We start from the raw sequence: 21,990 nt of genomic DNA, 5'->3' as shown, positions 1-21,990 counted from the left end.
AATTACATTATTTTAAGTTAAGAAGGTTTTCAAAATTCTGGCTAGTAATCTGACCAATTTCTTCTACAGTCAACCCATAAACCTGTGCAAGCGCTTGAGCAACAAACGGCACATATTTAGGCTCATTGGTTTTACCACGATATGGCATAGGTGCCAAATAAGGACTATCTGTTTCAATCAATAAACGATCTAAAGGGACATGTTTAGCAACATCCCGCAACTCTTGAGCATTTTTAAACGAAACAATCCCTGAAAATGAAATGTAATAACCACAATCCAAAACAGCTTTTGCTGTGACTAAATCTTCAGTAAAGCAGTGTAAAATACCATGCGTCGATTGCTCAGTACGAATCATATCAATCGTGTCCTGCTTCGCAGAACGTGTATGCACAACAGCAGGCTTTCTCACCTGTTTTGATGCTTCGATATGTCGAGCAAAGCAGGCTTTTTGCTCTGCAACATACTCTGTACTATGGTAATAATCCAGACCTGTTTCGCCAAGCGCCCACACCTTAGGATCTTGTGCCAATTCAACCAGACGCTCTACGGTTGCTCTTTGCATCACGTCAACATCTTCACAAGGATGGACGCCTACACTATAGCCAACATCGGCATGTCGGTGTGCAATCTCAGATAAAGCCACATAATCTTCTAGTGCTACCGATATTCCCATGAATTTTGTGACGCCAGCATCGCGCGCTGCCTGTAAAGCTTGATCCAGATCACCTGCATATGGACTTAAATCCAACATAGTGAGATGGCAATGAGTATCGGTAAACACTAGAACTCCAGTTTTAAATCGTATAACTAAGGTGATTGAGTGACAAACTTCCTGCAAGCAGCTTTTCTGCTTCAGCCTTATAGTAAGCACCTTTATCATTTGTAAGTTGAATCGCAAATCCCTGAGGTTTGGCAACTGACTGTTTGTAGTTAATCCAAATGACTTTACCTGTTAGAGGAATTTTCTGGCTTTGATCTGGCAAAGTTGCCAAAACAAAAACTTCCTGTCCAAGTCGTACAGGTTGCTGCGAAGAAATAAATAAACCACCACCATTTACAAATGGCATATAGCTCGCTTGTAACGTAGCACGATCAGTAATATTGGCTTGGATAATTCCGCCCATACGAGGTTGTAGCATTATTCTTCCTCTTCTATTGATTGCGGTTAGCATTCATCAAAAGTACAAACATTTGATCTATCACCAGATTGGTTTGCACATTCTGTTGAATCTTTATTTTACTCTGTTGTAGCTCTGCATAAATGTCAAACAACACTTCCAGAGAATAAAAATCACACAATTGCGTAAAATCTAAATCTATATTTTTTACAGGTTGTTTCAGTTTGACACAAATTAGATCGGACAACAAATATTCAAGTAAATGTTGCAATTCAGTAAAATTGAATTCTTTTGCCCATTTTGTTGCATAGCGGATTGGTGAACTCTTTTGTTGTACCAAATTTAGCCAGTCTTGCATAAATTCCTGGCGGCGACTTATCCATGCCTGTTCCAGCAGACTCATTGCCTCTAAAGGCATACCATTGGCTAAATTCAGGTACAGTTGAATTTGCTGAACATCTAAGCTTGTCAATTGTTGCTGCAAGTAATCTGTTGCCTGATCGAGTTCAATGCGATCTAGCGCATAACGTTGTAATCGACTACGGATCGTTGCGGGTAATTTCAAAAAATGCTCGGCAACCAAAATGATCACAACTCGCTCACCAGGCTCTTCGAGTGTTTTAAGCAAGGCATTCGCAGATGCAATATTTAATGCTTCCGCAGGTTGAATAACGATCACTCGCCAGCCATCTACCGTTTGCTGTACAAAAGGAAGTAGTTCTCGAATTTTTTCAATCTTGATTTGGGCATTGGCCTTTTTATTATCTTCATCTGTGCTAATCGATACATAATTTGGATGAGTATCTGACTTTAGCCACTGACAACTACCACATTGCCCACAAGCCCCGTGAGTCTGCTTATTTAAACACAATAACCAGGCAACAAAATGCTCGACAAAAGCATGCTTACCACAGCCCTGCTTACCATAGAACAATAAACCATGCCCGATATCTGGAAAGCGCTGAGTCAGCATCTTCCAGACAGGTTGCTGCCACGGATAAATCATGCTATTGGCAGACTCTGGTCGGGTATCAATATCCTGAATCATTGAAATACAGAAACGTCCAAGGCATTTAAACGGTCTAAGTCTTCCTGAGTATCTACACCTGGTGGTAGATTCGCTTGAGCAACTGCAATCGCAATACGTCGGCCATTTTCCAACACACGCAATTGTTCGAGGCTTTCTAAGCGCTCAAGCTGACCCATTTCCCATGTAACATATTCTTGTAATAATGCAACGCGATAAGCATATAAGCCCAAATGACGGTAAGCTGCATTATGTAAATGCTCTGACTGATGTTTAGCCGCATCACGATCATAAGGAATCGTTGCACGACTAAAATACAGTGCTTCGTGATATTTGGACATGACCACCTTGACAATGCTGTCACGACGAAACTCATCTAATGTATGAATTGGCTCACACAGTGTCGACATTGAGCATTGTGGCTGATCAACCAGTAATTGAGCAACCTGCTGTACCAATTGTGCAGGAAGCAAAGGTTCATCACCCTGTACATTGACAATAATGTCTTGAGCATCCCAGCCTTTAATTTTTGCGACTTCACTTAAGCGATCAGTACCTGATGGATGATCTGCAGATGTAATGACAACATCAACACCTTCAGCACGACAAACTTCTACAATTCGTTCGTCATCGGTCGCGACACACAGGTCATCAAAACCTTGTACTTTTTTTGCCTGATCTACGACACGCAAAATCATTGGGCGACCATGAATTTCTAATAGTGGCTTACCTGGCAAACGCGAACTGGCGTAACGAGCAGGAATAACAATATGCTTCATAATCAGACCTTTGTAATATGAATATTAAGTTGCTGTAATTGATGTTCTAGCGTGGTATAACATGCCGTAGACAATACTGCCTCTACAGGTAATACCCAAATTTCTCGCTGTAACTGTGCCGCGTGTTGCTGTAACAATTTCTTTATTTTTACAGCATCTTTTTCAGTCGTGATAATAGGTGCAGCATCTTCAAACTGTAAATCACTGAGTTCATACGCATAATGATCAGCAAATTCATGTGCTTGAATATTCGTCACCCCGATACTGTTTAAACTGTCATAAAAACGCTTTGGATAACCAATACCAACCACTACATGAAATTTTTGCTTTAAATCAAATGCAGGTAAATCATCTGAATTTGTATTCAGTAAATAAGGCTCTCCAACTTGCAAATGCATATGCATTTTAGAAGTTGGCTGAGCTGAATGTTCAATCACTGTACTCTTTTGTAGACGCGATACTGGCTCACGTAAAAAACCTTCTGGTAACAGTTTTTGATTACCCAATCCACGATTATTGTCTAAAACAATCCATTCTAACTGACGTGCCAAAGCCCAGTGTTGTAGACCATCATCACTAATAATTAAATCAAGCTGATGGTGTTTTAACAGTAATTCTATTGCTTGTTGACGATTTGAGCCCACTGCCATTGGCACATGGGTATTTTGTACGATCAGGCATGGCTCATCACCCACAACATTGGCTGGAGAATCTGGCAGAACCAACGCTGGAAAAGGCCCAGTACCACCATAACCTCGACTGATGACCCCAACTCGTACCTGATGTTGTTGTAAATATTTAACCAATTGAATGAGTAGCGGTGTTTTTCCGCTGCCACCCACTGTAATATTTCCAATCACCATCACAGGCACAGGAGCTTGGTAAACTTTTTTTAAGCCCGAGAGATACAATTGTTTATTCAACTGAAAACCACAGCCATATAAACAGGATAATGGGCGTAATAGCACCAACCATTGAGATTGCTTATTCCAAGCTTCCTGAATGCGCTGTGCTAAACCCATCAATTACTCCTCGAAGTTACGCTGGTGCAACTGAAAATATGCACCATGCTTCGCAAGAAGTTCTGTATGTGTACCTTGTTCCAGAATACGACCTTGATCCATCACCACAATAATATCTGCATTTTCAATCGTCGATAACCGATGGGCAATCACAATTGTGGTACGTTCCTGCATGGCTTGTTCAAAAGCTTTTTGAATAAAATATTCCGACTCGTTATCCAGCGCACTGGTCGCTTCATCAAGAACTAAAATAGGTGCATTTTTCAAAATGGCGCGGGCAATCGCGATACGCTGACGCTGACCACCTGACAAAGTCAAGCCTTGTGCACCCAAGACTGTATCGTAGCCTTGTGGTAATTGCATGATAAAATCATGTGCATAGGCAGCTTTAGCTGCTGCAATCACTTGCTCATCGCTGGCATTTTGCAACTGGCCATAAGCAATATTGTCACGCACACTACGGTCAAACAACACCACTTGCTGATTCACCATCGCAATCTGGCTACGCAAACAATCTAATTCAATATCTTCAATTTTCAAATCATCCAACAGGATGTTACCCGATTGGATCTGCTGGAAACGGACTAATAGATTCACCAGTGAGGTTTTACCTGCACCTGAACGTCCCACCAGTGCAACCGTCTGCCCTGCCTTGATTTGCAGGCTAAAATCATGAATTGCATGTGAACCATCGGGATAAACCAAATTAACCTGTTCAAAGCGAAGATTGCCTTTAAGCTGCGGTTTCTGAGTTCCTGTATTTTCCTCTTCTTGCATATCCAGCAAATCAAATACAGAATGCGCCGCCGCCAAACCACGCTGCAATTTTTCATTGACTGTGGTTAGGTTTTTAATTGGTTTACTGAGCATACCTGCTGCGGTAATAAATGCTACAAACTGCGCAGATGATGTATCACCTAAAATTTCTGGGCGCAGCGCAATCCACATAATAATTGCCATCGCAATCGACATGATCAATTGCACAATCGGTGTGTTCAAAACATTAACTATATGAAGTTTTAAACCACGTTTCAAGTTATCACTTGAGCGATCATACAAACGCTGTTCTTCTAATTCTTGCGCACAAAAACCTTTTACTACCGCTTGTCCCAAAATCGACTCTTGCACCACATGGTTAACATCCCCCATGGTATTTTGCACTTGAGTCGAAAGTTTACGCATACGTTTTGCTGCCTTACGCACTACAAAACCAATAAGTGGCGCAAACACCAAAATAACGAGAGAAAGCTTCCAGTTTTGATAAAACAGATAACCCAAAAGACCTATCGTTGTCAGACCTTCTTTTAGCAAAATTTGTACAGACTCAGATGAGGCAGCAGTCACCTGCTCAATGTTATACAGAATTTTAGACGTAATATGACCACTTGAATTCTTCAAATAGTAGTTTGGAGGCAAGCGCAATAACTTACCGAAAACTTGCTGACGAATACGAAAAATCAGGTGTCTAGAAATCACTGCCGAATAGTAATCGCCCAGAACAGAACCGATACCTCGCACAAAAATCAGCAAAACCACTAAAAATGGAAAAATTGAGGTTTGATGTGTATTTTGCGTCTGAATTGCATTGATCACAAATTCAAGCAGTTTAGCAATCGAAACTTCCGTTCCTGCACTCAAAGCAAAACCAATTAAAACCAGTAAAGCATATCCACCATAAGGTTTTAGATAAGCCAGCAGACGAAAATAAACTTTAATGTCTTGATTCACTCATAACCTCGAGTAGGTGCTTTGGTACTAATATTGATATTGACGAAACCAAGTTGTCCCGCAACATCCATTACACGAACAACATCCTGATGTGTTGCTTTGGCGTCTGCTGCGATCACAAACATTAAGTCGCGTCGTCCATCAGCAGCCTGTTTCACTGCAGTAGATAAATCAGCAGTATCCTGGCTGGCAAGCGCCTGCCCATTCACAGAATAATGCCCGCCAGAGTCTACCATGACTTCAATCTTGTGATCGTATTGTTTGGGTGGCACACCCTGCGCATCAGGTAAAGTTAGATTAATACGGCTTTGCTGATAAAATGTTGTCGACAATAACAAAAACACCAAGATAAACAACAAACAGTCAATCATCGGTGTTAAGTTGATGTGGATTTCTTCAACGCGCGAAGCTCTTCTGAATTTCATGCAACATCCTTTGCTCTATCGTGGTCATACGCTGTTTTTTGACGTTGATAAAATAATTTTGCATGAAACAAAGTTGCTTGTTGTTCTAGTTCAGCAACATATTCTTGTACCAAACGCTGAAAATAACGATAAGCAATCAAGGCAGGAATTGCCACAACCATCCCCATGGCAGTCGCAATCAGGGCTTTGGAAATCCCAGGAATCATTAAGGTTGGACTGACATTTGAGCCGACATCGATCACCAAGAATGATTCAATAATCCCAATCACTGTGCCAAGCAACCCAAGTAAAGGAGAAACTGCACTCATTGTTCCAAGGAAATTAATATTTTTTTCTAAATAATGAATTTCCTGAGAAGCTGCTGCTTCCATCTGCGCACGTGCAAACTGATCTGTTTCATGCTTGGCACTCAGACCTGCAAACAGTACTTGCCCCAGTGCAGACTCAGTCAGTTTAGAGTTTTGCTGCAACAATTGAGCAATGTGCTGAACTTCAGTTTGTGCGGTAACTGTTAGGTCTTTTGGAATCACAGAAGCATTGCGTAAACGAATAAAACGCTCAATACTAATGGCAACTGTAAAAACAGAGCATAGTAAAAGTGGCAACATAAGCCAACCACCCGCTTTAAAGAGTTCCCACATATCTACCCCAGAAATCTTAATTAGTTGTCAAACAAATATTCAAAATACCATCTAGCTCATCTAATGAATGATAATGAATCACGAGCTTACCTTTACCTTGCTGATTATGATCAATCTGTACATTTGCGTTAAACCGCTCAGATAATTTCTGAGTCAATTGCTCAAGGTCAGGAGATGGTGCCGGCTTCACTTTTTCATTTTTTGGTGTATTAAATTCACGCACCAATTGTTCGGTTTGACGTACCGATAAGCTTTTTTCAATCACAATATCAGCAATACGTTCTTGATCTTTTGCTTTCAATGTTAAAATCGCACGGGCATGACCCATGTCTAAAATACCCGTTTGCATCAATTCTTTTACAGGTTCAGCCAATGTCAGCAATCGTAGTAAATTACTGATCGTGGTTCGTGCTTTACCCACGGTATCAGCAATTTCCTGATGACTTAAACCAAATTCTTCATGAAATCGTTGGAGTGCCATTGCTTGATCAATCGGGTTCAAGTCCTGACGTTGAATGTTTTCAATCAACGCCAAAGCAATCGCAACCTGATCATTCATTTCACGGACAATCGCAGGAATTTCAGTTAAACCTGCTAATTGTGCCGCACGCCAACGACGCTCACCTGCAATAATTTCATACGGATAGCGTTCATCATCTACTGGGCGAATAACAATGGGCTGCATCACGCCATGTTTTTCGATTGAAGCTGCCAGCTCTTGCAATGCTTCTTCATTCATAAAACGACGTGGCTGGTATTCACCACGTTTTAATAAATTGACATCAATATTTTTAAATTGCCCATGATCATGTGCTTGTTGTTCAATTTTCAGTTTTTCTTTTTGAATCGAACCGAGCAAAGCATCTAAACCGCGCCCTTTTGCTAATCCGCGTTTTCTTACGCTCATGCTGATTGTCCTTTTTTCACTACTTTAGTTTTTTTAACTAATTCGGTTGCCATTTTCAAATAGGCAACTGCGCCCTTGGAGCTTTTTTCAAAGAAAATTACAGGAAGCCCATGTGCTGGTGCTTCAGCTAAGCGTATGTTACGTGGAATAACGGTTTCATAGAGTTTTGAACCAAAATACTGTTCAAGTTCAGCAGAAACATCCCGAGTTAACGCATTACGCGGATCATACATGGTACGCAATACACCAACAACCTGTAGCTGTGGGTTTAATACTTGCTGGATACGATCAATAGTTTGAGTCAAATCAGCCAAGCCTTCCAAAGCATAATATTCACACTGCATTGGAATCAACACACCCTGTACAGCCGCCAAAGCGTTCACAGTAATCAGGCTTAAACTCGGCGCACAGTCAACAATAATAAAGTCAAAAGACTGTTCAACTTGTTGCAACGCATCACGCAAAATAAACTCACGTTTCTTCTGTTCTGCAATCGCAAGCTCAACCCCTGAGAGATCACGGTTTGCACCCAGCAATTTATAGCCCACTTCTGTTTTACTAATTGCTGTCTCAATAGGGACTTCACCCAGCAAAACATCAGTCACGGTATACAACAAATCATTTTTTTGCACACCTGAACCCATGGTGGCATTTCCTTGTGGATCCATATCCACCAGCAAAACACGCTTTTTCAATACAGCGAGAGAAGCTGCCAGATTTACTGCGGTTGTTGTTTTACCGACCCCACCTTTTTGGTTTGCAATTGCAATAATTTGAGCCATGTTCAATAAAACCCCAATCCTTAATTTTTCTGCAAAATGATTAAATGACGTTGCTCATCTAAACGCGGCACTTTTAATTCAATCACTTGATGGTTAAATTCCTTGGAAAATTCAGCTATTTCCTCATTTGGAATTAAACCTTTCATCGCACAAATGTAACTACCGGTATGCATATATGGCTTAGATGCGGCAACAAAATCAGTCAATGATGCAAAAGCTCGACTGGTAATAACATCAAACTGTCCAAGCTCACGAATACTGTCTTCATCTTCCACACGGGTTTGCACTGCGGTGACATTAGGCAATTTCAAATCTGCAATGAACTGTTTTAAGAAGCGGATTTTTTTGCCATTTGAATCAAGCAAAACACACTCACGTTCAGGCTGACATAGCGCAATAATCATACCCGGCATACCACCACCTGTGCCAATATCCAGTAAACGTCCTGCGGGCAAAGAAGGTAAAATGCTCAAGCTATCCAGCAAATGTTTCACCAGCATTTCTTTCGGATCACGAATTGCAGTCAGGTTATAGGCCTTATTCCAAAGCACTAGCGCATCTTGATATTTCAATAATAGATTCAAAGCATTTTCATTCAGGTCAAGCCCTAATGCCTTACTGCCTTGTTTTAATTCCTGAAAAAAAAGATGCATAACCAAACTCGTCCGTTAAAATTAGGTGAAGTATACTGATTTATCTGCTCAAGCATAGAGCAGAATGCTTAGTGAATACCCATTTAAGCATATTGTCTCTGACGGATTTGTCGATCTAGATCAGATAAACGTTCAGGCGTACCGACATCAACCCATGCTGCGGGTAGTTTTTGTGCCGAGATTCGCCCTTGTAACATAGCATCCTTTAATAAAGGCGCTAGAGGACGTTTCCCTTCTGCCAAACCTGCAAACATTTCAGGCGAAATCACAGCAATACCACTATAAGTCAGGGCTTCACCCTGCTGATTTTGCTCAAAAGTATACGCTTTTTGCTCATGTAGAACAAAATCTCCTTGCGGATGCTGTACAGGATTTTCAACTAACATTAGATGTGCCAGATTTTGACCCAATTCAACTTGCAACAAGGGCGCAAAATCATAGTTTGTCCAGACATCGCCATTCACTAAAATAAATGGCTGATCACCCAGTAGCGGTAAAGCGTGAATAATTCCACCCGCCGTTTCCAAACCTTCACCTTCATTTGACCAATGAATCTTGACACCAAACTGCTCGCCTGTCCCTAAAGCTGCAATAAGCTTTTCAGCAAGCCACGCAGTATTGATTACGATGTCAGTTACACCAATTTTTTGTAATTTCTCAATATGCCAAACAATCAGAGGCTTATCGGCAACTGCAAGCAAAGGTTTTGGTGTATGTAAGGTCAATGGACGCATTCGGTTACCCAGACCTGCTGCTAAAATCATGGCTTTCATGCAGCGACTTCCTGATATTGACCATATTTTTCAGTAAAACGTGGCATAACTCGCTGTTGCATAAAGGCAAGAAATTCAGCCAGCTCAGGATAAGCCTTGCTTTCTGTCAGCACATACCACATCACACGCGGCAAATCTTTTAAGTAGCCTGACTTACCATCACGTTCAAACAAGCGTACAAAGATCCCTAAAATTTTAATGTGCCGTTGTAGCGCCATAAAATCTGCATCGCGTTTAAATTGCTCAAAACTACGGTTTTGCTTCGCGGTTTCAGGCAACAAAGCATAAAATTGCTCAAACCATTGATATACGCGCTCAGGCTGCCATTGCACATAAGCATCTCGGGTAATCGAAATCAGATCGTAAGTATCCGCACCAATCACGGCATCCTGAAAATCAATCACGCCCAAATCAGTTTCACCATCTAACTGCATTAAATTACGGCTATGAAAGTCGCGATGCACGATCACTTGTGGCTGAGCCAAAGCTGAATTCGCCAGAAGATCAAACGTATTTTCAACTAAAGCGTGTTCGGCATCGTTCAATTGAATATCTAATGCAGGAAACATCCAGTCTGTAAGCAAGCGCATTTCTGTCATCAACTTCTGATGAGAATAAGCTGGCAACTCTTGCGTGCCATCAATCGCTTGCAACTGAATGAGTTGTTTAAAGCTTTGCAGATAGTATTGATCTACCGTGTCTGCATTCAACAAATTCGACAGTAAGACATCACCAAAATCTTCAAGCAATAAAAAGCCAGCATCTAAATCTTTTGCAACAATATGTGGAACACGAACCTGATGCTGATCTAAAAATTCATCAATACGTACAAAAGGAACACAATCTTCTTTTTCAGGTGGTGCATCCATCAACATAAATGATTTATGATCTAGGGTAACGCGTGCATAACGACGGAAGCTCGCATCGCCTGCTAAATAACTGATTTCAAATCGATCCGAACGAAGGACAGTGATTAACCATGTTTGTATCAATTGTTCACGTTGAGTATTCATTTGCAAAATAATCTAATACAGGCTGAATTTTTGAAGTCCTAAGTGTAGCCACTTATAGACTTTTTCTCTATGATGCGACAATAATTAATTGCAAAAAAGCATACTTGGTTAAAGAGACACATGAAGCAACAGTTTAGATTTAATCCCCTAGCGACTGCAATTTTGACACTTTTGTGTGGCAGCTCAATACAATCAAGCTATGCTGCATCTTCGGATGCCGTATCTTCTGTGGACAATCAACAGCTCAAGCAACAGTTAAATGAAAGCTATCCAGGACAAAACTTTTTTGAACAATATTATGTCAGCAAAGACAGCCCTGAAGCTCAACAGCGTGTCCCCGATCCAAAATTTTCACCTTACTGTCAAGGTATTTGGGTAACGCCAGTTCAACCCACCACCAAAGCACCAGATCCAAACAATACCACGACCTATGTCACTGCTGATTATGGCTTTTATAATCCGAATGGCGACTCTGAACTCAAAGGAAATGTCATTCTAGACCAAGAAGGTCGCCAAGTACGTGCTGAACACATCACCATTGATAAAGACCAAACGATTGCACATGCACAGGGTAATGTTCAGCTTGCACAAAGTGGTTTGATTTCACAAAGCAATAAAGTCGATTACAACTTAAAAGAACAGACAGGCAATTTGAATGACAGTTATTTTATTGCCGAACAAACACATGCACACGGTCATGCACAAAATATCGAACGTAAATCAGCCTCTACGCTCATTTTAGAAAACGCCAGCTATACAGCATGTGCGCCAGGCAAAGCACCTGACTGGCATATTAAAGCCAAGAAAATTGAACTGAATCAGGAAACAGGACGTGGTTCAACGCACGACACCACTTTGTATGTTAAAAATGTTCCTGTGATGTATTTACCTTATTATAACTTCCCGATCGATGACAGAAGAACAACAGGGTTATTGACACCAAGCTTTGGCTGGTCAAGTGGTGAAGGCTTCCTGATTTCTTTGCCTGTTTATTTGAACCTTGCACCCAACTATGACATGACGCTAACACCTCGCTATTTGGGAACACATGGCGCGATGCTTGAAGGCGAATTCAACTATAAAACTGCGAATTTTGGTGAAGGCTCAATTACTGGTGGCTATCTGCCAAACGACCCAGACTATAGTGATAAAGACCGTAAGTCTCTACGAATCACTCATGACTGGACTATTAACGAATATTTTTCGACAAACTTCGAGTACAATTATTTATCAGATATTGACTATATCTACGATATAAAAAATGATCCAAACATTTCTACTGACTTGAACCAAAGACGCGTAGCTCAGCTTAACTTTGCCAATGCAGTTCCTGGCCTAGATGCAAGCCTTAAAGTCGAAACTTACCAGACTCTCGATAAAACCCTTTCTGATGCAAACAGACCATATGCCCGTCTGCCACAGTTCTTATTGAACTACACCACACAAAATCCTCAAGGTTGGCAATTTGAGTACCATAATGACAGTGCTTATTTTCAAAAAGACCTTAGTGGTGGTAATGGATTAGCAGAAAGTGGGACACGTCTATATAACTCAGCTGCTGTTCGCTACAATTACCGCACACCGTGGGCATTTGTGATTCCTGAGGCATCAGTACGTAGTCTGAATTATTTTTACAATCCAAATACGAGTAGCTCTCAAACTAAAACCGCGGTTGTTCCACAATTTACGTTGGACACAGGTTTAAATTTTGAAAAAGAAGGTAAATTTCTACAAACTTTAACACCACGTTTGTTCTATGCTTACGCGCCATATAAAAATCAAACTAGTTATCCTAACTTCGATACAACAACAGCATCAGTCAGCTATGACCAGCTATTTAGTCCATACCGTTTTTATGGTAATGATCGCCTAGACGACAATAATTTTATGTCTTTAGGTCTAAGCTATAGTTTATTTGATCAGCAAGGCTTAGAACGCTTAAAAGCTGCCGTAGGTAAAAGTTTTTATTTTTCAGATCGTAAAGTTACTTTAAATAATGGTGATCTTGTTCAGACCAGTAAACAATCAGACCCTGTTCTCTCATTATCCAGTCAAATTACAAATCATTTTACAATCGCGTCTACTGTGGCTTGGGATGATAGCTCAATTGCCCAAGCGAAGTTCCAAACTTACTACACATCTGCGCAAGGCACGATTTATAACTTAGGCTATTACAAGCGTAAAGAAGTCAATAATGCTCAGCTTACATATAATCAAGTTGTTGCATCTCTCATACAACCGGTCAAAGATAACTGGCGTATTATAGGGCACGTTCAGTATGACATTGACCACAGTCTAGCTCGTGAATTTTTATTAGGTGTCAATTACGAATCGTGCTGTTGGGCAGTTTCAGTCTATGGTCGTTCATATTACAACGATCTTGATGATGTCACCCAACCTGGTGTAAAACGTAAAAATGCAATTATGGCAGAATTTACATTAAAAGGACTCGGAGCCTTCAACAACAAACTGGCATCTTTACTTGAACAACGTGTTGTCGGCTTTAACAAATCTAATCAATCTTGGACACAATCTCAATGAAGAAACAACAACTGACCCGTCTTTTTAAAGCAACAGCGCTCGCTCTTCTGATTTCTAGCTCAGTTCCAGCGTTTGCAGCGACAAGCGACGAAGTTGTAGCTATTGTTGATAATAGTGCGATTTTACGTAGTGACTTAGATCAAATGACAGCCGAACTTGCTCGTCAATTACAGACACAAAAACAAGCACTCCCACCCCAACAAGTTTTACAGCAACAAGCTTTAGAGCAAATTATTCTACGTCAAGCACAACTAGAGCTAGTAAAGCGTTATGGTGTTAAACCAAATGAAACAACACTCAATGCAGCTGTTCTTAAATATGCCGAGCAAAATGGTATTAATAGCTTAGACGCTTTTCAAAAGCGGCTTGATGCCCAGGCGCCAGGTACTTATGAAATGGTACGTACTCGCATAGGTCAAGAGCTTGCAATTAACCAGCTACGTCAGCAACAGGTGATGTCACGCATTAAAATCAGTGATCAGGATGTAGCGAATTTCTTAAAAACACCTCAAGGTCAGGCTGCAATTGGTAGTCAAGCACATATTTTACATCTTCGCATTTCAGCAACAAATAACAAAAATGATATGTTAAATTTGCGTGCTGCTGCTGATCAGGTTAAACAAGACCTAAGCCAAAACAATGATATTCAAGCAATTAGCAAAAAAGACTCTACAGCTGAAATTAAAGTTGTTGGTGCTGATATGGGTTATCGCAACTTGTCAGATATTCCAGCTGAACTTGCTGCACGTGTCACCAATCTGCAAATTGGGCAAACCAGTGAACTTATTCCTGCTCAAGATGGTGTTCACATCTTAAAATTATTAGATCGTAAAGCAAGCGATCAAAAAGCCATCGTAACACAATACCATGTGCGTCATATTCTGATTCAAACCTCTGAAGTGATCAGCCTTGATCAAGCAAAACAAAAAATTGATAGTATTTATAAGCGCTTAAAAGTAGGTGAAGATTTCAAAACACTTGCGTCTGTCTATTCAAACGACCCTGGTTCTGCTGCTAACGGTGGTGATTTAGGCTGGGTTAATTTGGGCATGATGGTGCCAGAGTTTGAAGAAAAAATGAAATCTACTCCTATAGGTCAATTGAGTGAACCATTCCAAACTCAGTATGGCTGGCATATTTTGCAAGTACTGGATACTCGTCAACAAGATATGACTAAAGAATATCAAGAGCGTTTAGCACGCCAATATCTAGGCGAACAACAATTTAATACAGAATTAGACGGTTGGTTGCGTGAAATTCGTGCAAATGCCTATGTTGATATTAAAGACCCGAGTTTGAATAAAAAATTAAATAATTAAGCTTAAAAAACCGACGCAATGTCGGTTTTTTATTCAATGCAGAAAATAAAAAAACCAGCCTAAAGCTGGTTTTTTTATGATATGAACCGTTATAAATTAACGGTTATTTGTATCTTCGTCTGGTGTGTCATCAAATTTGGTATCATTGTCAAAACCAGAAGCTTGACCGCCGAAACCGCCTTGACCACCAAAGCCGCCTTGACTACCGAAACCGCCTTGACCACCAAAACCACCTTGACCACCAAAGCCAGTGCCTTGACCACCAAAACCGCCTTGACCACCGAAGCCTTGACCACCAAAGCCACCGCCTTGACCGCCACCAAAACCGCCTTGACCGCCGAAGCCACTACCTTGTTGACCACCGCCAAAACCACCTTGACCACCGCTTACAGGCGCGCCTGCTGGACGAGGGTTACGTGCTGGGACTACTGTTGAAATTGCATGTTTATAAACCATTTGGCTTACTGTGTTTTTTAATAAAACAACATATTGGTCAAAAGATTCGATATGACCTTGTAATTTAATACCGTTTACTAAAAAGATAGAAACTGGAATACGCTCTTTGCGAAGCGAATTCAAAAAGGGATCTTGTAAAGTTTGACCTTTAGACATGTCGTTACTCCAAAAAAAATAAAAATGTAATCAGCGCAAAAACTATCTTTAATTTTTTAAATTTATAAAAAAGATAGTTTGCAAATTTTGCTTTATCTGTAACAGATACGCAAGTCTTCTTGAGCCTGCTTTAACGTTAAAAAAGTGGTGAATTTGTGATTTTCTCTTAATGAACGTAACCAAGTATATTGACGCTTAGCCAATTGTCTTGTAGCAAATAAAGCCTGCTCACGCATTATATGCTGATTATTGTGACTTTTGTCACTATTTATCAAGAAATTGAGAGCCTGTCTGTATCCAACACAACGCATCGAGGGAATATCTGGATTTAAATCGTATTTACCAATCAACGATTCAACCTCATTTAAAAATCCAATTTCCCACATATCATTGAGTCTTTGCTCAATTCTCTGATGTAATTCTAACCGATCTGGTAGCAAAGCATAATTATGAAATATGTAACGGTATGCTACATTTTTAGGCTGCTGGGCTTGCAACTCAGTAATTGGAATACCAGTTAAGCGAAAAACTTCTAGAGCACGAATAATGCGCTGTTTATCACTCACCTTAAACTTCATTCCTGCTACAGGATCAACTCGGCATAATTCTTCATAGACATCTTCCCAGCCTAATTGTTCTGCTTGAGCCATGATCTGGTCTCGAATTTGCTGATCTGCACTTGGAAGTTGATCAGATAATCCTTCAAGCAAAGCTTTAAAGTACAACATCGTACCACCAACCAAAATCGGAATCTTACCTTTCGCATGAATTTGATCAATCAGGCGAGTAGCATCATCTACGAACTCTGCTGCTGAATACACTTGTAACGGTGTAATAATGTCAATTAAATGATGCGGGTATTTTTCCTGCTCTTCTTTGCTTGGCTTGGCTGTACCAATGTCCATATCCTGATAAACCAGAGCAGAATCGACAGAAATCAGCTCAAAATTCCCTTGCTCATAGAGCTCACATGCCAAAGCAGTTTTACCACTTGCAGTTGGGCCCATTAAATTGATGACGGGCAATGTATTTGGCATGTAACTCTATTCTCCTCGAGCAAATAATTTATCTAGTTGTGCCAGTGGAAATGCACGCCATGTCGGACGTCCATGATTGCACTGGCTAGCAAATTCGGTGTGTTCCATCTGACGCAGCAGCGCATTCATTTCCGACAGGCTCAATTGGCGATGGGCACGTACGGCACCATGACATGCCATGCCTGCCAATAGTTGATCTCGCTTTTGCAGCAAACCCTGCACTTCATCATTTGGATCTAAATCGTTGAGTAATTCGGGAATTAATTGTGTGAAATCAGCTTTCTGCAAAATGGCGGGTACACCACGCACAATCGCCTGCTCATCTCCGTACTGATCTAATTCCAAACCCAAACGCTGTAGCTGTGGCTTAAGTTCATCAATTCGCATGGCTTGCATACGGCTAATGGAAATGACTTTAGGAATTAAAAGCTGTTGTGATGTCCAAAACTCAGGTTTATCCCATGCTTGTTTCATCTGTTGCAACAAAATTCGTTCATGTGCAGCATGCATATCGACAATAATCAAGCCTTGGGTATTTTGCGCTAAGATGTAAATACCATGTAGCTGAGCAATCGCAATACCTAAAGGATATTCATCCTGTGGATTTGATGGAGAAGTTAAAGCTTCTTCAGTTTGACGCAGCGGCGTTAAATAGGTTTTTAACGCATTATTGGCCTGTGGGCTTAGCTGATAATTCGCCATCGTTGAGCGTTGATACTGCACAGGTTCGACTTTTGCTTGATCAAACTCGGTCATCAACTCAGTCGATGGCTGAGGTATTTCAATTTGTGGCTGTTTAGCGGCATACTCTGCGTATTGATGCAGAACAAATTGTTCCTGAATTTTCGGCTGAGCCAATTCTGTAGTCGGACTCATCGCCTGCGCTAAATCTGCACTTGCCGTTTGAAACTGAGACAAAGTATCTTTAGCATAATGTCGTACAAATTCATGTACTTCACGTTGATTTAAAAAACGAATTTCGTGTTTGGTTGGATGTACATTTACATCAACATTTTCAGGTTCAACTTCTAGAAATAGTAAATATGCTGCATGTTGATGTCCATGCAAAATACCATCGTATGCCATACGCAGTGCATGGGAAATGGTTTTATCTTTAACAATCCGGCCATTCACATAAACATATTGTAAATCTGCCTGCGCTCGCGCATCAGATGGGTGCCCTAACCAGCCGCTCAAACGCATCGAAATACTTTCAGCATCAATCCAGTACGCATTTTCAGTAAAAGAGCGACCTAAAAGCTGTTGCACACGCTGGAAACGCAATTCACCACTATCAGCAATCGGTAAATTCAAACGAATCTGATCATTGTGTTCAAGTACAAAACGAATATCAAAATGCGTGAGTGCCAAACGGCGTACAACTTCTTCAATATGTCCAAATTCGGTACTTGGTTTTTTTAGAAATTTACGGCGTGCCGGAACATTAAAAAATAAATCTTGCACACGAATCTGTGTACCTTGATTACTGGCAACAGGTTTGACTTCTTGTGCATCAAATGCAGTGCCGTTAATTTCAATCTGATAACCAATTCCTGACTGATCTTGGCTACTGGTCAAACTTAAACGCGACACCGCAGCAATCGATGCCAATGCTTCGCCACGAAAACCCAAACTCACAATCGCGTGCAAATCATCAGCAGTCTGAATTTTACTGGTGGCATGGCGCATCACTGCAAGTGACAAATCTTCAGGGTGAATCCCTGAACCGTTGTCCATGATTTCTATCAGCGTGCTGCCACCCTGTGCCACCCGAATAATCAATTCTGTTGCTTGGGCATCAATGGCATTTTCCAGCAGTTCTTTAACCACAGATGCAGGGCGTTCAATAACCTCTCCTGCGGCAATCTGGTTAGCAAGCGCAGGATTAAGGGTATGAATCCGCCGCATGGCATCATCCAACGACATTGAAAGCATCCTGAATCTGTAACAATACTTGTGGATCTTGGGCAGTTAAAATTACGCTACGCTGCAATTCATCGTCTTCATTTTTTAAAATTTCGATACTCAGATCGGCATCTGGAATCTCATCACCACCTTTACTTGGCCACTCAAAAATAAATAACGCATTTGGTGTTTCCAGATAGTCACGAATTCCCATCAATTCCAATTCATACGGATCATTAAGACGGTACAAATCAAAATGAAATATCGCACGTTCAGCAATCTGATAAGGCTCGACAAGCGTATAAGTCGGGCTTTTGACTGCGCCTTTGTGTCCAAGTTTTTGTAATAAATAACGCGTCAGTGTCGTCTTGCCTGCCCCCAAATCACCCATTAGATAAATCACGCCTTGTGAAAAATGGACAGCGACCGCTTGTGCAAGTCGTTGTGTATCCTGTTCAGAGGTTAAAGAAAGTTGCAAGGTATTACTCATAACACTGAAAATAGTCAATAATGCTGTGCATATGATAGCATTGCCCCCTATGAAAACCTACCACCTGTTATGTCAGTTGCTGTGCCATGAATAAATCTGATTTCACTCCACCGATGATGCATGGTGTTACTGCCAGTAAAGTATTTTTAATTCCACAGACTGAACATGATACAATTTTTGCTTTTCTCTGTGCACATTTTCCGCATATTCAAGCAACAGAATGGCAACAACGCTTTGATGATGGTTTAGTTTTTGATTTGTCAGGTGAAAAAATCACTCAGCAGACACCTTACCAAAGTAATCAGCATATTTATTATTATCGTTTTTTAGAAAATGAAATCGTTGTTCCGTTTGAACACCAGATTGTCTTTGAAAATGATGACTTACTGGTCGTGGATAAGCCGCATTTTCTGACCATGACCCCTACAGGAAAGTATGTACAACAGACACTTTTAGTCCGTCTAAAGCAACAAACTGACAATGCCGAACTCACTCCAATTCATCGATTAGACCGTGAAACAGCAGGAATTGTATTATTTTCCAAGCGACCTGAAACACGCGGTGTATATCAACAACTGTTTGCAACACGACAAATCGAAAAAATCTATCATGCGATTGCCCCCTACCGTGCTGACCTCAGATTTCCCATCACAACTCAGTATCGTATGGAAAAGGGTCAACCTTTCTACACCATGCAAATTGTTGAAGGCACAGTCAATAGTGAAACCGATATTGAACTTTTAGAACACAATCAAACTTGGGCGAAATATCGTCTCTACCCAAAAACAGGGAAGCAACATCAGTTACGAGTGCACTTAAATGCATTGCAAATTCCAATTCGCAATGACCCATTTTATCCTGTTGTTGCGCATAAAGCAGACGATGATTTTTCTCAGCCACTTCAGCTTCTTGCTAAAGCACTTCACTTTTATGATCCAATTATCAAGCAAGAATTGAGATTTACATCACAAAATGACTTATTTTTGTAATGACACAACCATAACATATGCATTGAATTTCGTTATGATTTGATTAAAATGGATCAATACTTATTTTTATTCTGGTTTTAGCCATGAGAAAAACAGAAGTCTATCAAGTACGTTTAGACTCACAAGAAAAAAAACAGGCTTTTGCAGTATTTAAGCAATTGGGGATTACGCCTGCACAGGCTGTTCGTTTATTTTTTAAACAGGTTGTTCTGACCAGATCGATTCCTTTTTCTATAGAAAATCAAAATATTGATTTGGATCAACTCCTCAAACTAAAAAAATATCAGCTTTCTGCATCACCGTCAGTTGTTGAGTCAGAGGAAGCTGATCATCAAGATATTTTTGATGAGCTTGATGCCATCTTAAACGAAAATTCACAGAGTTAATGGCATTACATTTTTCTACAATACGCATCATTCTTTGAGTTTTTTTTTGCTATTCTCAGAAATAATAAATCAAACACAGCAATGGAGTATGCAATGATTGTAAGACGTGCAACTGCTGAAGATCTACCACAACTCGCGGTGCTATTTGATGAATATAGACAATTTTATGGTGCATCTTCTCATATTGAAGAATCACTCAATTTTCTAAAACAACGCTTTGATAATAAAGAAAGTGTTATTTTTATTCATATCAAAGATAATGTTTTTACCGGGTTTATTTTGCTCTATTTAGGTTTTTCTTCTGTAACCTGTTCAACCTACTACATTTTAGATGATGTTTATGTCACCCCCAGCTATCGGCGCCAAGGCTCTGCACAACAACTGATTGATACCGCGATTCACTTTGCCCGCTATGAAAATGCTCTGCGCATTACACTTGAAACCCAAAAAACCAATATCATCTCCCATAAGCTCTACGAAAAAATGGGTTTTGTGAAAGATCAGGAATTTCAGACCTTTCACTGTTTTTTAAAGTAATCTAATCTTTTGTACGCACTGTTGCTAACTCAACCTGTTCAGGCGTGAGATAAATCCATTCACCATGTTTAAGTTCTTCTGGCAATGCAAATTGCCCTACCCGATGGCGATGTAATTCAATGACTTTATTGCCAACTGCAGCCAACATACGCTTAACCTGATGATAAACCCCCTGATGAATAGTCATACGCAATTCATACTCAGATGTTTGTTGAAGCTGTGTGGCTTGAAAAATTCCTTTTTCATTGCGTAGTTCAACGCCTTGTTCCAAAGCCTGTATTTGTTCTGGCGTAATCGGATCGGCAGTGGCCAGCCAATATTCTTTATCGACATGTCTTTTAGGATGCGTTAATGCCTGTAAAAATTTACCATCATCCGTCAGCAAAATTAAACCCGTCGTGTCCTGATCCAATCGCCCGACCGTCTGAATACCACGTTCGCGCAAATATTCGGGAAATAGCTCGAAAACGCTAAAATGATATTGTGCTTGATGTGAACATTCATAACCTTGTGGTTTATTTAACGCAATATAGACCTGTTCACGATAACGGCATACTTGCTCTCCAACTTGCAACTCTAAGTTTTGCGGATCAAATTGGATTTTGAGTTGATCACAAAGCTCGCCATTGACTTTAACCAGACCTCGCTGAATCAGGTTCTGGCATTTTTTACGTGAACCAAAGCCTTGAGATTGCAAAATTTTTTCCAACAGCACTAGATGATCTCGATATTTTTAACTTGGGGTATTTTACGCAGTTTTTAGGAAATAATCTCGATTTATGAAATTCCGACTGTTTCAGTTAGAATACTCGGTGATTAGAACAACTGAGAATTGCACATGACCTCATCTTTGGATTTAAACTTAATTGCGTTAATTGTGCTTCTTGCTTGCGGTATTCTGAGTCACAATTCTTCAGTGACCATTGCCAGTGCCATACTGATCGTGGTTCGCATCTCCCCGCTTGATCAATATTTTCCATTCTTACAGACCCATGCACTCAGCCTAGGCATCACCATTTTAACCATTGGTGTACTGACACCGATCGCCAGTGGCAAGATTCCAGGAGAAATGATTTTAAAATCATTTATGAGTTATAAATCTATTTTAGCTATTGTGATTGGTTTATTGGTCGCCTGGCTCGGTGGTCGTGGCGTTAAACTCATGAGTAATCAACCCGATGTTGTTGCAGGCTTACTCATCGGAACTGTGGCTGGGGTGGCTTTACTGCGTGGTGTCCCTGTAGGTCCATTGATTGCAGCGGGTATGTTGTCTCTACTGATTAACCACTCGTGAAATCATTTAAAT

Annotated in this window: 24 protein-coding genes; 6 read left to right on the top strand and 18 right to left on the bottom strand. The window is 40.5% G+C overall.

Annotation, left to right across the window (positions count from 1 at the left end; genetic code table 11):
* Positions 1–7: 7 nt before the first annotated feature.
* From P255_RS05475 to P255_RS05415, 13 genes are all read right to left on the bottom strand, one after another.
* On the bottom strand, positions 8–781 hold the full coding sequence (locus P255_RS05475) for a TatD family hydrolase (protein ID WP_004901285.1): 774 nt from the start codon (positions 779–781) through the stop codon (positions 8–10).
* Positions 782–794: 13 nt separating this feature from the next.
* Positions 795–1,139 (bottom strand): PilZ domain-containing protein, encoded by a 345-nt coding sequence (locus P255_RS05470; protein WP_004901282.1) that lies wholly within the window; start codon positions 1,137–1,139, stop codon positions 795–797.
* A 13-nt stretch (positions 1,140–1,152) separates the two neighbouring features.
* Positions 1,153–2,166 carry a DNA polymerase III delta subunit-related protein gene (locus P255_RS05465; protein ID WP_004901279.1) on the bottom strand — a complete coding sequence of 338 codons (1,014 nt, stop codon included), beginning with the start codon at positions 2,164–2,166 and terminating at the stop codon, positions 1,153–1,155.
* Positions 2,163–2,924 (bottom strand): 3-deoxy-manno-octulosonate cytidylyltransferase, encoded by a 762-nt coding sequence (gene kdsB / locus P255_RS05460; protein WP_004901277.1) that lies wholly within the window; start codon positions 2,922–2,924, stop codon positions 2,163–2,165. The genes P255_RS05465 and kdsB overlap by 4 nt, the downstream gene beginning before the upstream one ends.
* Before the next feature lie 2 nt (positions 2,925–2,926).
* On the bottom strand, positions 2,927–3,946 hold the full coding sequence (lpxK, locus tag P255_RS05455) for a tetraacyldisaccharide 4'-kinase (RefSeq protein ID WP_004901275.1): 1,020 nt from the start codon (positions 3,944–3,946) through the stop codon (positions 2,927–2,929).
* Positions 3,947–3,949: 3 nt separating this feature from the next.
* Positions 3,950–5,674, bottom strand: coding sequence for a lipid A export permease/ATP-binding protein MsbA (msbA, locus tag P255_RS05450; protein WP_004901272.1), 1,725 nt, complete (start codon positions 5,672–5,674; stop codon positions 3,950–3,952).
* Positions 5,671–6,099 (bottom strand): ExbD/TolR family protein, encoded by a 429-nt coding sequence (locus tag P255_RS05445; RefSeq protein ID WP_004901268.1) that lies wholly within the window; start codon positions 6,097–6,099, stop codon positions 5,671–5,673. Before P255_RS05445 ends, msbA begins: the two co-directional genes overlap by 4 nt.
* Positions 6,096–6,740 carry a MotA/TolQ/ExbB proton channel family protein gene (locus tag P255_RS05440; RefSeq protein ID WP_004901266.1) on the bottom strand — a complete coding sequence of 215 codons (645 nt, stop codon included), beginning with the start codon at positions 6,738–6,740 and terminating at the stop codon, positions 6,096–6,098. The genes P255_RS05445 and P255_RS05440 overlap by 4 nt, the downstream gene beginning before the upstream one ends.
* A 16-nt stretch (positions 6,741–6,756) precedes the next feature.
* Positions 6,757–7,647, bottom strand: coding sequence for a ParB/RepB/Spo0J family partition protein (locus tag P255_RS05435; RefSeq protein WP_004901263.1), 891 nt, complete (start codon positions 7,645–7,647; stop codon positions 6,757–6,759).
* On the bottom strand, positions 7,644–8,429 hold the full coding sequence (locus tag P255_RS05430) for a ParA family protein (RefSeq protein WP_004901261.1): 786 nt from the start codon (positions 8,427–8,429) through the stop codon (positions 7,644–7,646). The genes P255_RS05435 and P255_RS05430 overlap by 4 nt, the downstream gene beginning before the upstream one ends.
* A gap of 20 nt (positions 8,430–8,449) precedes the next feature.
* A complete protein-coding gene (gene rsmG, locus P255_RS05425) occupies positions 8,450–9,082 on the bottom strand; it encodes a 16S rRNA (guanine(527)-N(7))-methyltransferase RsmG (protein ID WP_004901258.1) in 633 nt (210 codons plus the stop codon).
* A gap of 83 nt (positions 9,083–9,165) precedes the next feature.
* Entirely contained in the window at positions 9,166–9,855 is a 690-nt protein-coding gene (gene murU / locus P255_RS05420; protein ID WP_004901256.1) for an N-acetylmuramate alpha-1-phosphate uridylyltransferase MurU, read from the bottom strand.
* On the bottom strand, positions 9,852–10,868 hold the full coding sequence (locus tag P255_RS05415) for an aminoglycoside phosphotransferase family protein (RefSeq protein WP_004901254.1): 1,017 nt from the start codon (positions 10,866–10,868) through the stop codon (positions 9,852–9,854). The genes murU and P255_RS05415 overlap by 4 nt, the downstream gene beginning before the upstream one ends.
* Before the next feature lie 120 nt (positions 10,869–10,988).
* Between P255_RS05415 and P255_RS05410 the strand changes: the two genes are divergently transcribed.
* Both P255_RS05410 and P255_RS05405 read left to right on the top strand, forming a co-directional pair.
* Positions 10,989–13,409: an LPS-assembly protein LptD gene (locus P255_RS05410; protein WP_004901253.1), complete on the top strand. Its 2,421-nt coding sequence runs from the start codon at positions 10,989–10,991 to the stop codon at positions 13,407–13,409.
* On the top strand, positions 13,406–14,728 hold the full coding sequence (locus tag P255_RS05405) for a peptidylprolyl isomerase (protein WP_004901251.1): 1,323 nt from the start codon (positions 13,406–13,408) through the stop codon (positions 14,726–14,728). The genes P255_RS05410 and P255_RS05405 overlap by 4 nt, the downstream gene beginning before the upstream one ends.
* A gap of 96 nt (positions 14,729–14,824) precedes the next feature.
* Here P255_RS05405 and hfq read toward each other — a convergent pair whose 3' ends face one another.
* The 4 genes from hfq to tsaE all read right to left on the bottom strand — a co-directional run bounded on the left by hfq (position 14,825) and on the right by tsaE (position 18,772).
* Positions 14,825–15,340, bottom strand: coding sequence for an RNA chaperone Hfq (hfq, locus tag P255_RS05400; RefSeq protein WP_004901250.1), 516 nt, complete (start codon positions 15,338–15,340; stop codon positions 14,825–14,827).
* A 92-nt stretch (positions 15,341–15,432) separates the two neighbouring features.
* Positions 15,433–16,377: a tRNA (adenosine(37)-N6)-dimethylallyltransferase MiaA gene (gene miaA / locus P255_RS05395; protein ID WP_004901247.1), complete on the bottom strand. Its 945-nt coding sequence runs from the start codon at positions 16,375–16,377 to the stop codon at positions 15,433–15,435.
* A 6-nt stretch (positions 16,378–16,383) separates the two neighbouring features.
* Complete coding sequence (gene mutL / locus P255_RS05390) at positions 16,384–18,303, bottom strand: DNA mismatch repair endonuclease MutL (RefSeq protein WP_004901244.1); 1,920 nt, start codon at positions 18,301–18,303, stop codon at positions 16,384–16,386.
* Positions 18,290–18,772 (bottom strand): tRNA (adenosine(37)-N6)-threonylcarbamoyltransferase complex ATPase subunit type 1 TsaE, encoded by a 483-nt coding sequence (tsaE, locus tag P255_RS05385; RefSeq protein WP_004901243.1) that lies wholly within the window; start codon positions 18,770–18,772, stop codon positions 18,290–18,292. The genes mutL and tsaE overlap by 14 nt, the downstream gene beginning before the upstream one ends.
* 86 nt (positions 18,773–18,858) lie before the next feature.
* On the opposite strand from tsaE, the gene P255_RS05380 reads away from it, so the two are divergent.
* From P255_RS05380 to P255_RS05370, 3 genes are all read left to right on the top strand, one after another.
* Positions 18,859–19,761 (top strand): pseudouridine synthase, encoded by a 903-nt coding sequence (locus tag P255_RS05380; RefSeq protein WP_004901242.1) that lies wholly within the window; start codon positions 18,859–18,861, stop codon positions 19,759–19,761.
* Positions 19,762–19,844: 83 nt separating this feature from the next.
* Positions 19,845–20,147 carry a type II toxin-antitoxin system RelB/DinJ family antitoxin gene (locus P255_RS05375; RefSeq protein ID WP_004901241.1) on the top strand — a complete coding sequence of 101 codons (303 nt, stop codon included), beginning with the start codon at positions 19,845–19,847 and terminating at the stop codon, positions 20,145–20,147.
* 93 nt (positions 20,148–20,240) lie between these two features.
* Entirely contained in the window at positions 20,241–20,684 is a 444-nt protein-coding gene (locus P255_RS05370; protein ID WP_004901239.1) for a GNAT family N-acetyltransferase, read from the top strand.
* A 1-nt stretch (position 20,685) separates the two neighbouring features.
* Here P255_RS05370 and P255_RS05365 read toward each other — a convergent pair whose 3' ends face one another.
* Positions 20,686–21,399 (bottom strand): pseudouridine synthase, encoded by a 714-nt coding sequence (locus tag P255_RS05365; RefSeq protein WP_004901237.1) that lies wholly within the window; start codon positions 21,397–21,399, stop codon positions 20,686–20,688.
* A gap of 123 nt (positions 21,400–21,522) precedes the next feature.
* On the opposite strand from P255_RS05365, the gene P255_RS05360 reads away from it, so the two are divergent.
* The gene (locus P255_RS05360; RefSeq protein ID WP_004901236.1) at positions 21,523–21,978 is read left to right on the top strand and encodes a DUF441 domain-containing protein; all 456 of its coding nucleotides are present in this window, start codon (positions 21,523–21,525) and stop codon (positions 21,976–21,978) included.
* Positions 21,979–21,990: the final 12 nt, after the last annotated feature.

Origin of the sequence: Acinetobacter brisouii CIP 110357 (assembly GCF_000488275.1) — a bacterium.
Taxonomy (GTDB): domain Bacteria; phylum Pseudomonadota; class Gammaproteobacteria; order Pseudomonadales; family Moraxellaceae; genus Acinetobacter; species Acinetobacter brisouii.
The sequence above is the reverse complement of the archived record's forward strand: the minus strand, read 5'-3'. Positions and strand labels throughout refer to the sequence as shown.

Bases quoted from the DNA above. Each gene is read 5' to 3' on its own strand.
- P255_RS05435 (WP_004901263.1), bottom strand. From the start codon at position 7,647: ATGAGCGTAAGAAAACGCGGATTAGCAAAAGGGCGCGGTTTAGATGCT.
- P255_RS05410 (WP_004901253.1), top strand. From the start codon at position 10,989: ATGAAGCAACAGTTTAGATTTAATCCCCTAGCGACTGCAATTTTGACA.
- rsmG (WP_004901258.1), bottom strand. From the start codon at position 9,082: ATGCATCTTTTTTTTCAGGAATTAAAACAAGGCAGTAAGGCATTAGGG.
- miaA (WP_004901247.1), bottom strand. From the start codon at position 16,377: ATGCCAAATACATTGCCCGTCATCAATTTAATGGGCCCAACTGCAAGT.
- P255_RS05430 (WP_004901261.1), bottom strand. From the start codon at position 8,429: ATGGCTCAAATTATTGCAATTGCAAACCAAAAAGGTGGGGTCGGTAAA.
- P255_RS05360 (WP_004901236.1), top strand. From the start codon at position 21,523: ATGACCTCATCTTTGGATTTAAACTTAATTGCGTTAATTGTGCTTCTT.
- P255_RS05440 (WP_004901266.1), bottom strand. From the start codon at position 6,740: ATGTGGGAACTCTTTAAAGCGGGTGGTTGGCTTATGTTGCCACTTTTA.
- P255_RS05470 (WP_004901282.1), bottom strand. From the start codon at position 1,139: ATGCTACAACCTCGTATGGGCGGAATTATCCAAGCCAATATTACTGAT.
- P255_RS05380 (WP_004901242.1), top strand. From the start codon at position 18,859: ATGAATAAATCTGATTTCACTCCACCGATGATGCATGGTGTTACTGCC.
- P255_RS05465 (WP_004901279.1), bottom strand. From the start codon at position 2,166: ATGATTCAGGATATTGATACCCGACCAGAGTCTGCCAATAGCATGATT.
- kdsB (WP_004901277.1), bottom strand. From the start codon at position 2,924: ATGAAGCATATTGTTATTCCTGCTCGTTACGCCAGTTCGCGTTTGCCA.
- P255_RS05445 (WP_004901268.1), bottom strand. From the start codon at position 6,099: ATGAAATTCAGAAGAGCTTCGCGCGTTGAAGAAATCCACATCAACTTA.
- P255_RS05370 (WP_004901239.1), top strand. From the start codon at position 20,241: ATGATTGTAAGACGTGCAACTGCTGAAGATCTACCACAACTCGCGGTG.
- P255_RS05375 (WP_004901241.1), top strand. From the start codon at position 19,845: ATGAGAAAAACAGAAGTCTATCAAGTACGTTTAGACTCACAAGAAAAA.
- tsaE (WP_004901243.1), bottom strand. From the start codon at position 18,772: ATGAGTAATACCTTGCAACTTTCTTTAACCTCTGAACAGGATACACAA.
- P255_RS05405 (WP_004901251.1), top strand. From the start codon at position 13,406: ATGAAGAAACAACAACTGACCCGTCTTTTTAAAGCAACAGCGCTCGCT.
- P255_RS05415 (WP_004901254.1), bottom strand. From the start codon at position 10,868: ATGAATACTCAACGTGAACAATTGATACAAACATGGTTAATCACTGTC.
- murU (WP_004901256.1), bottom strand. From the start codon at position 9,855: ATGAAAGCCATGATTTTAGCAGCAGGTCTGGGTAACCGAATGCGTCCA.
- lpxK (WP_004901275.1), bottom strand. From the start codon at position 3,946: ATGGGTTTAGCACAGCGCATTCAGGAAGCTTGGAATAAGCAATCTCAA.
- mutL (WP_004901244.1), bottom strand. From the start codon at position 18,303: ATGTCGTTGGATGATGCCATGCGGCGGATTCATACCCTTAATCCTGCG.
- hfq (WP_004901250.1), bottom strand. From the start codon at position 15,340: ATGTCTAAAGGTCAAACTTTACAAGATCCCTTTTTGAATTCGCTTCGC.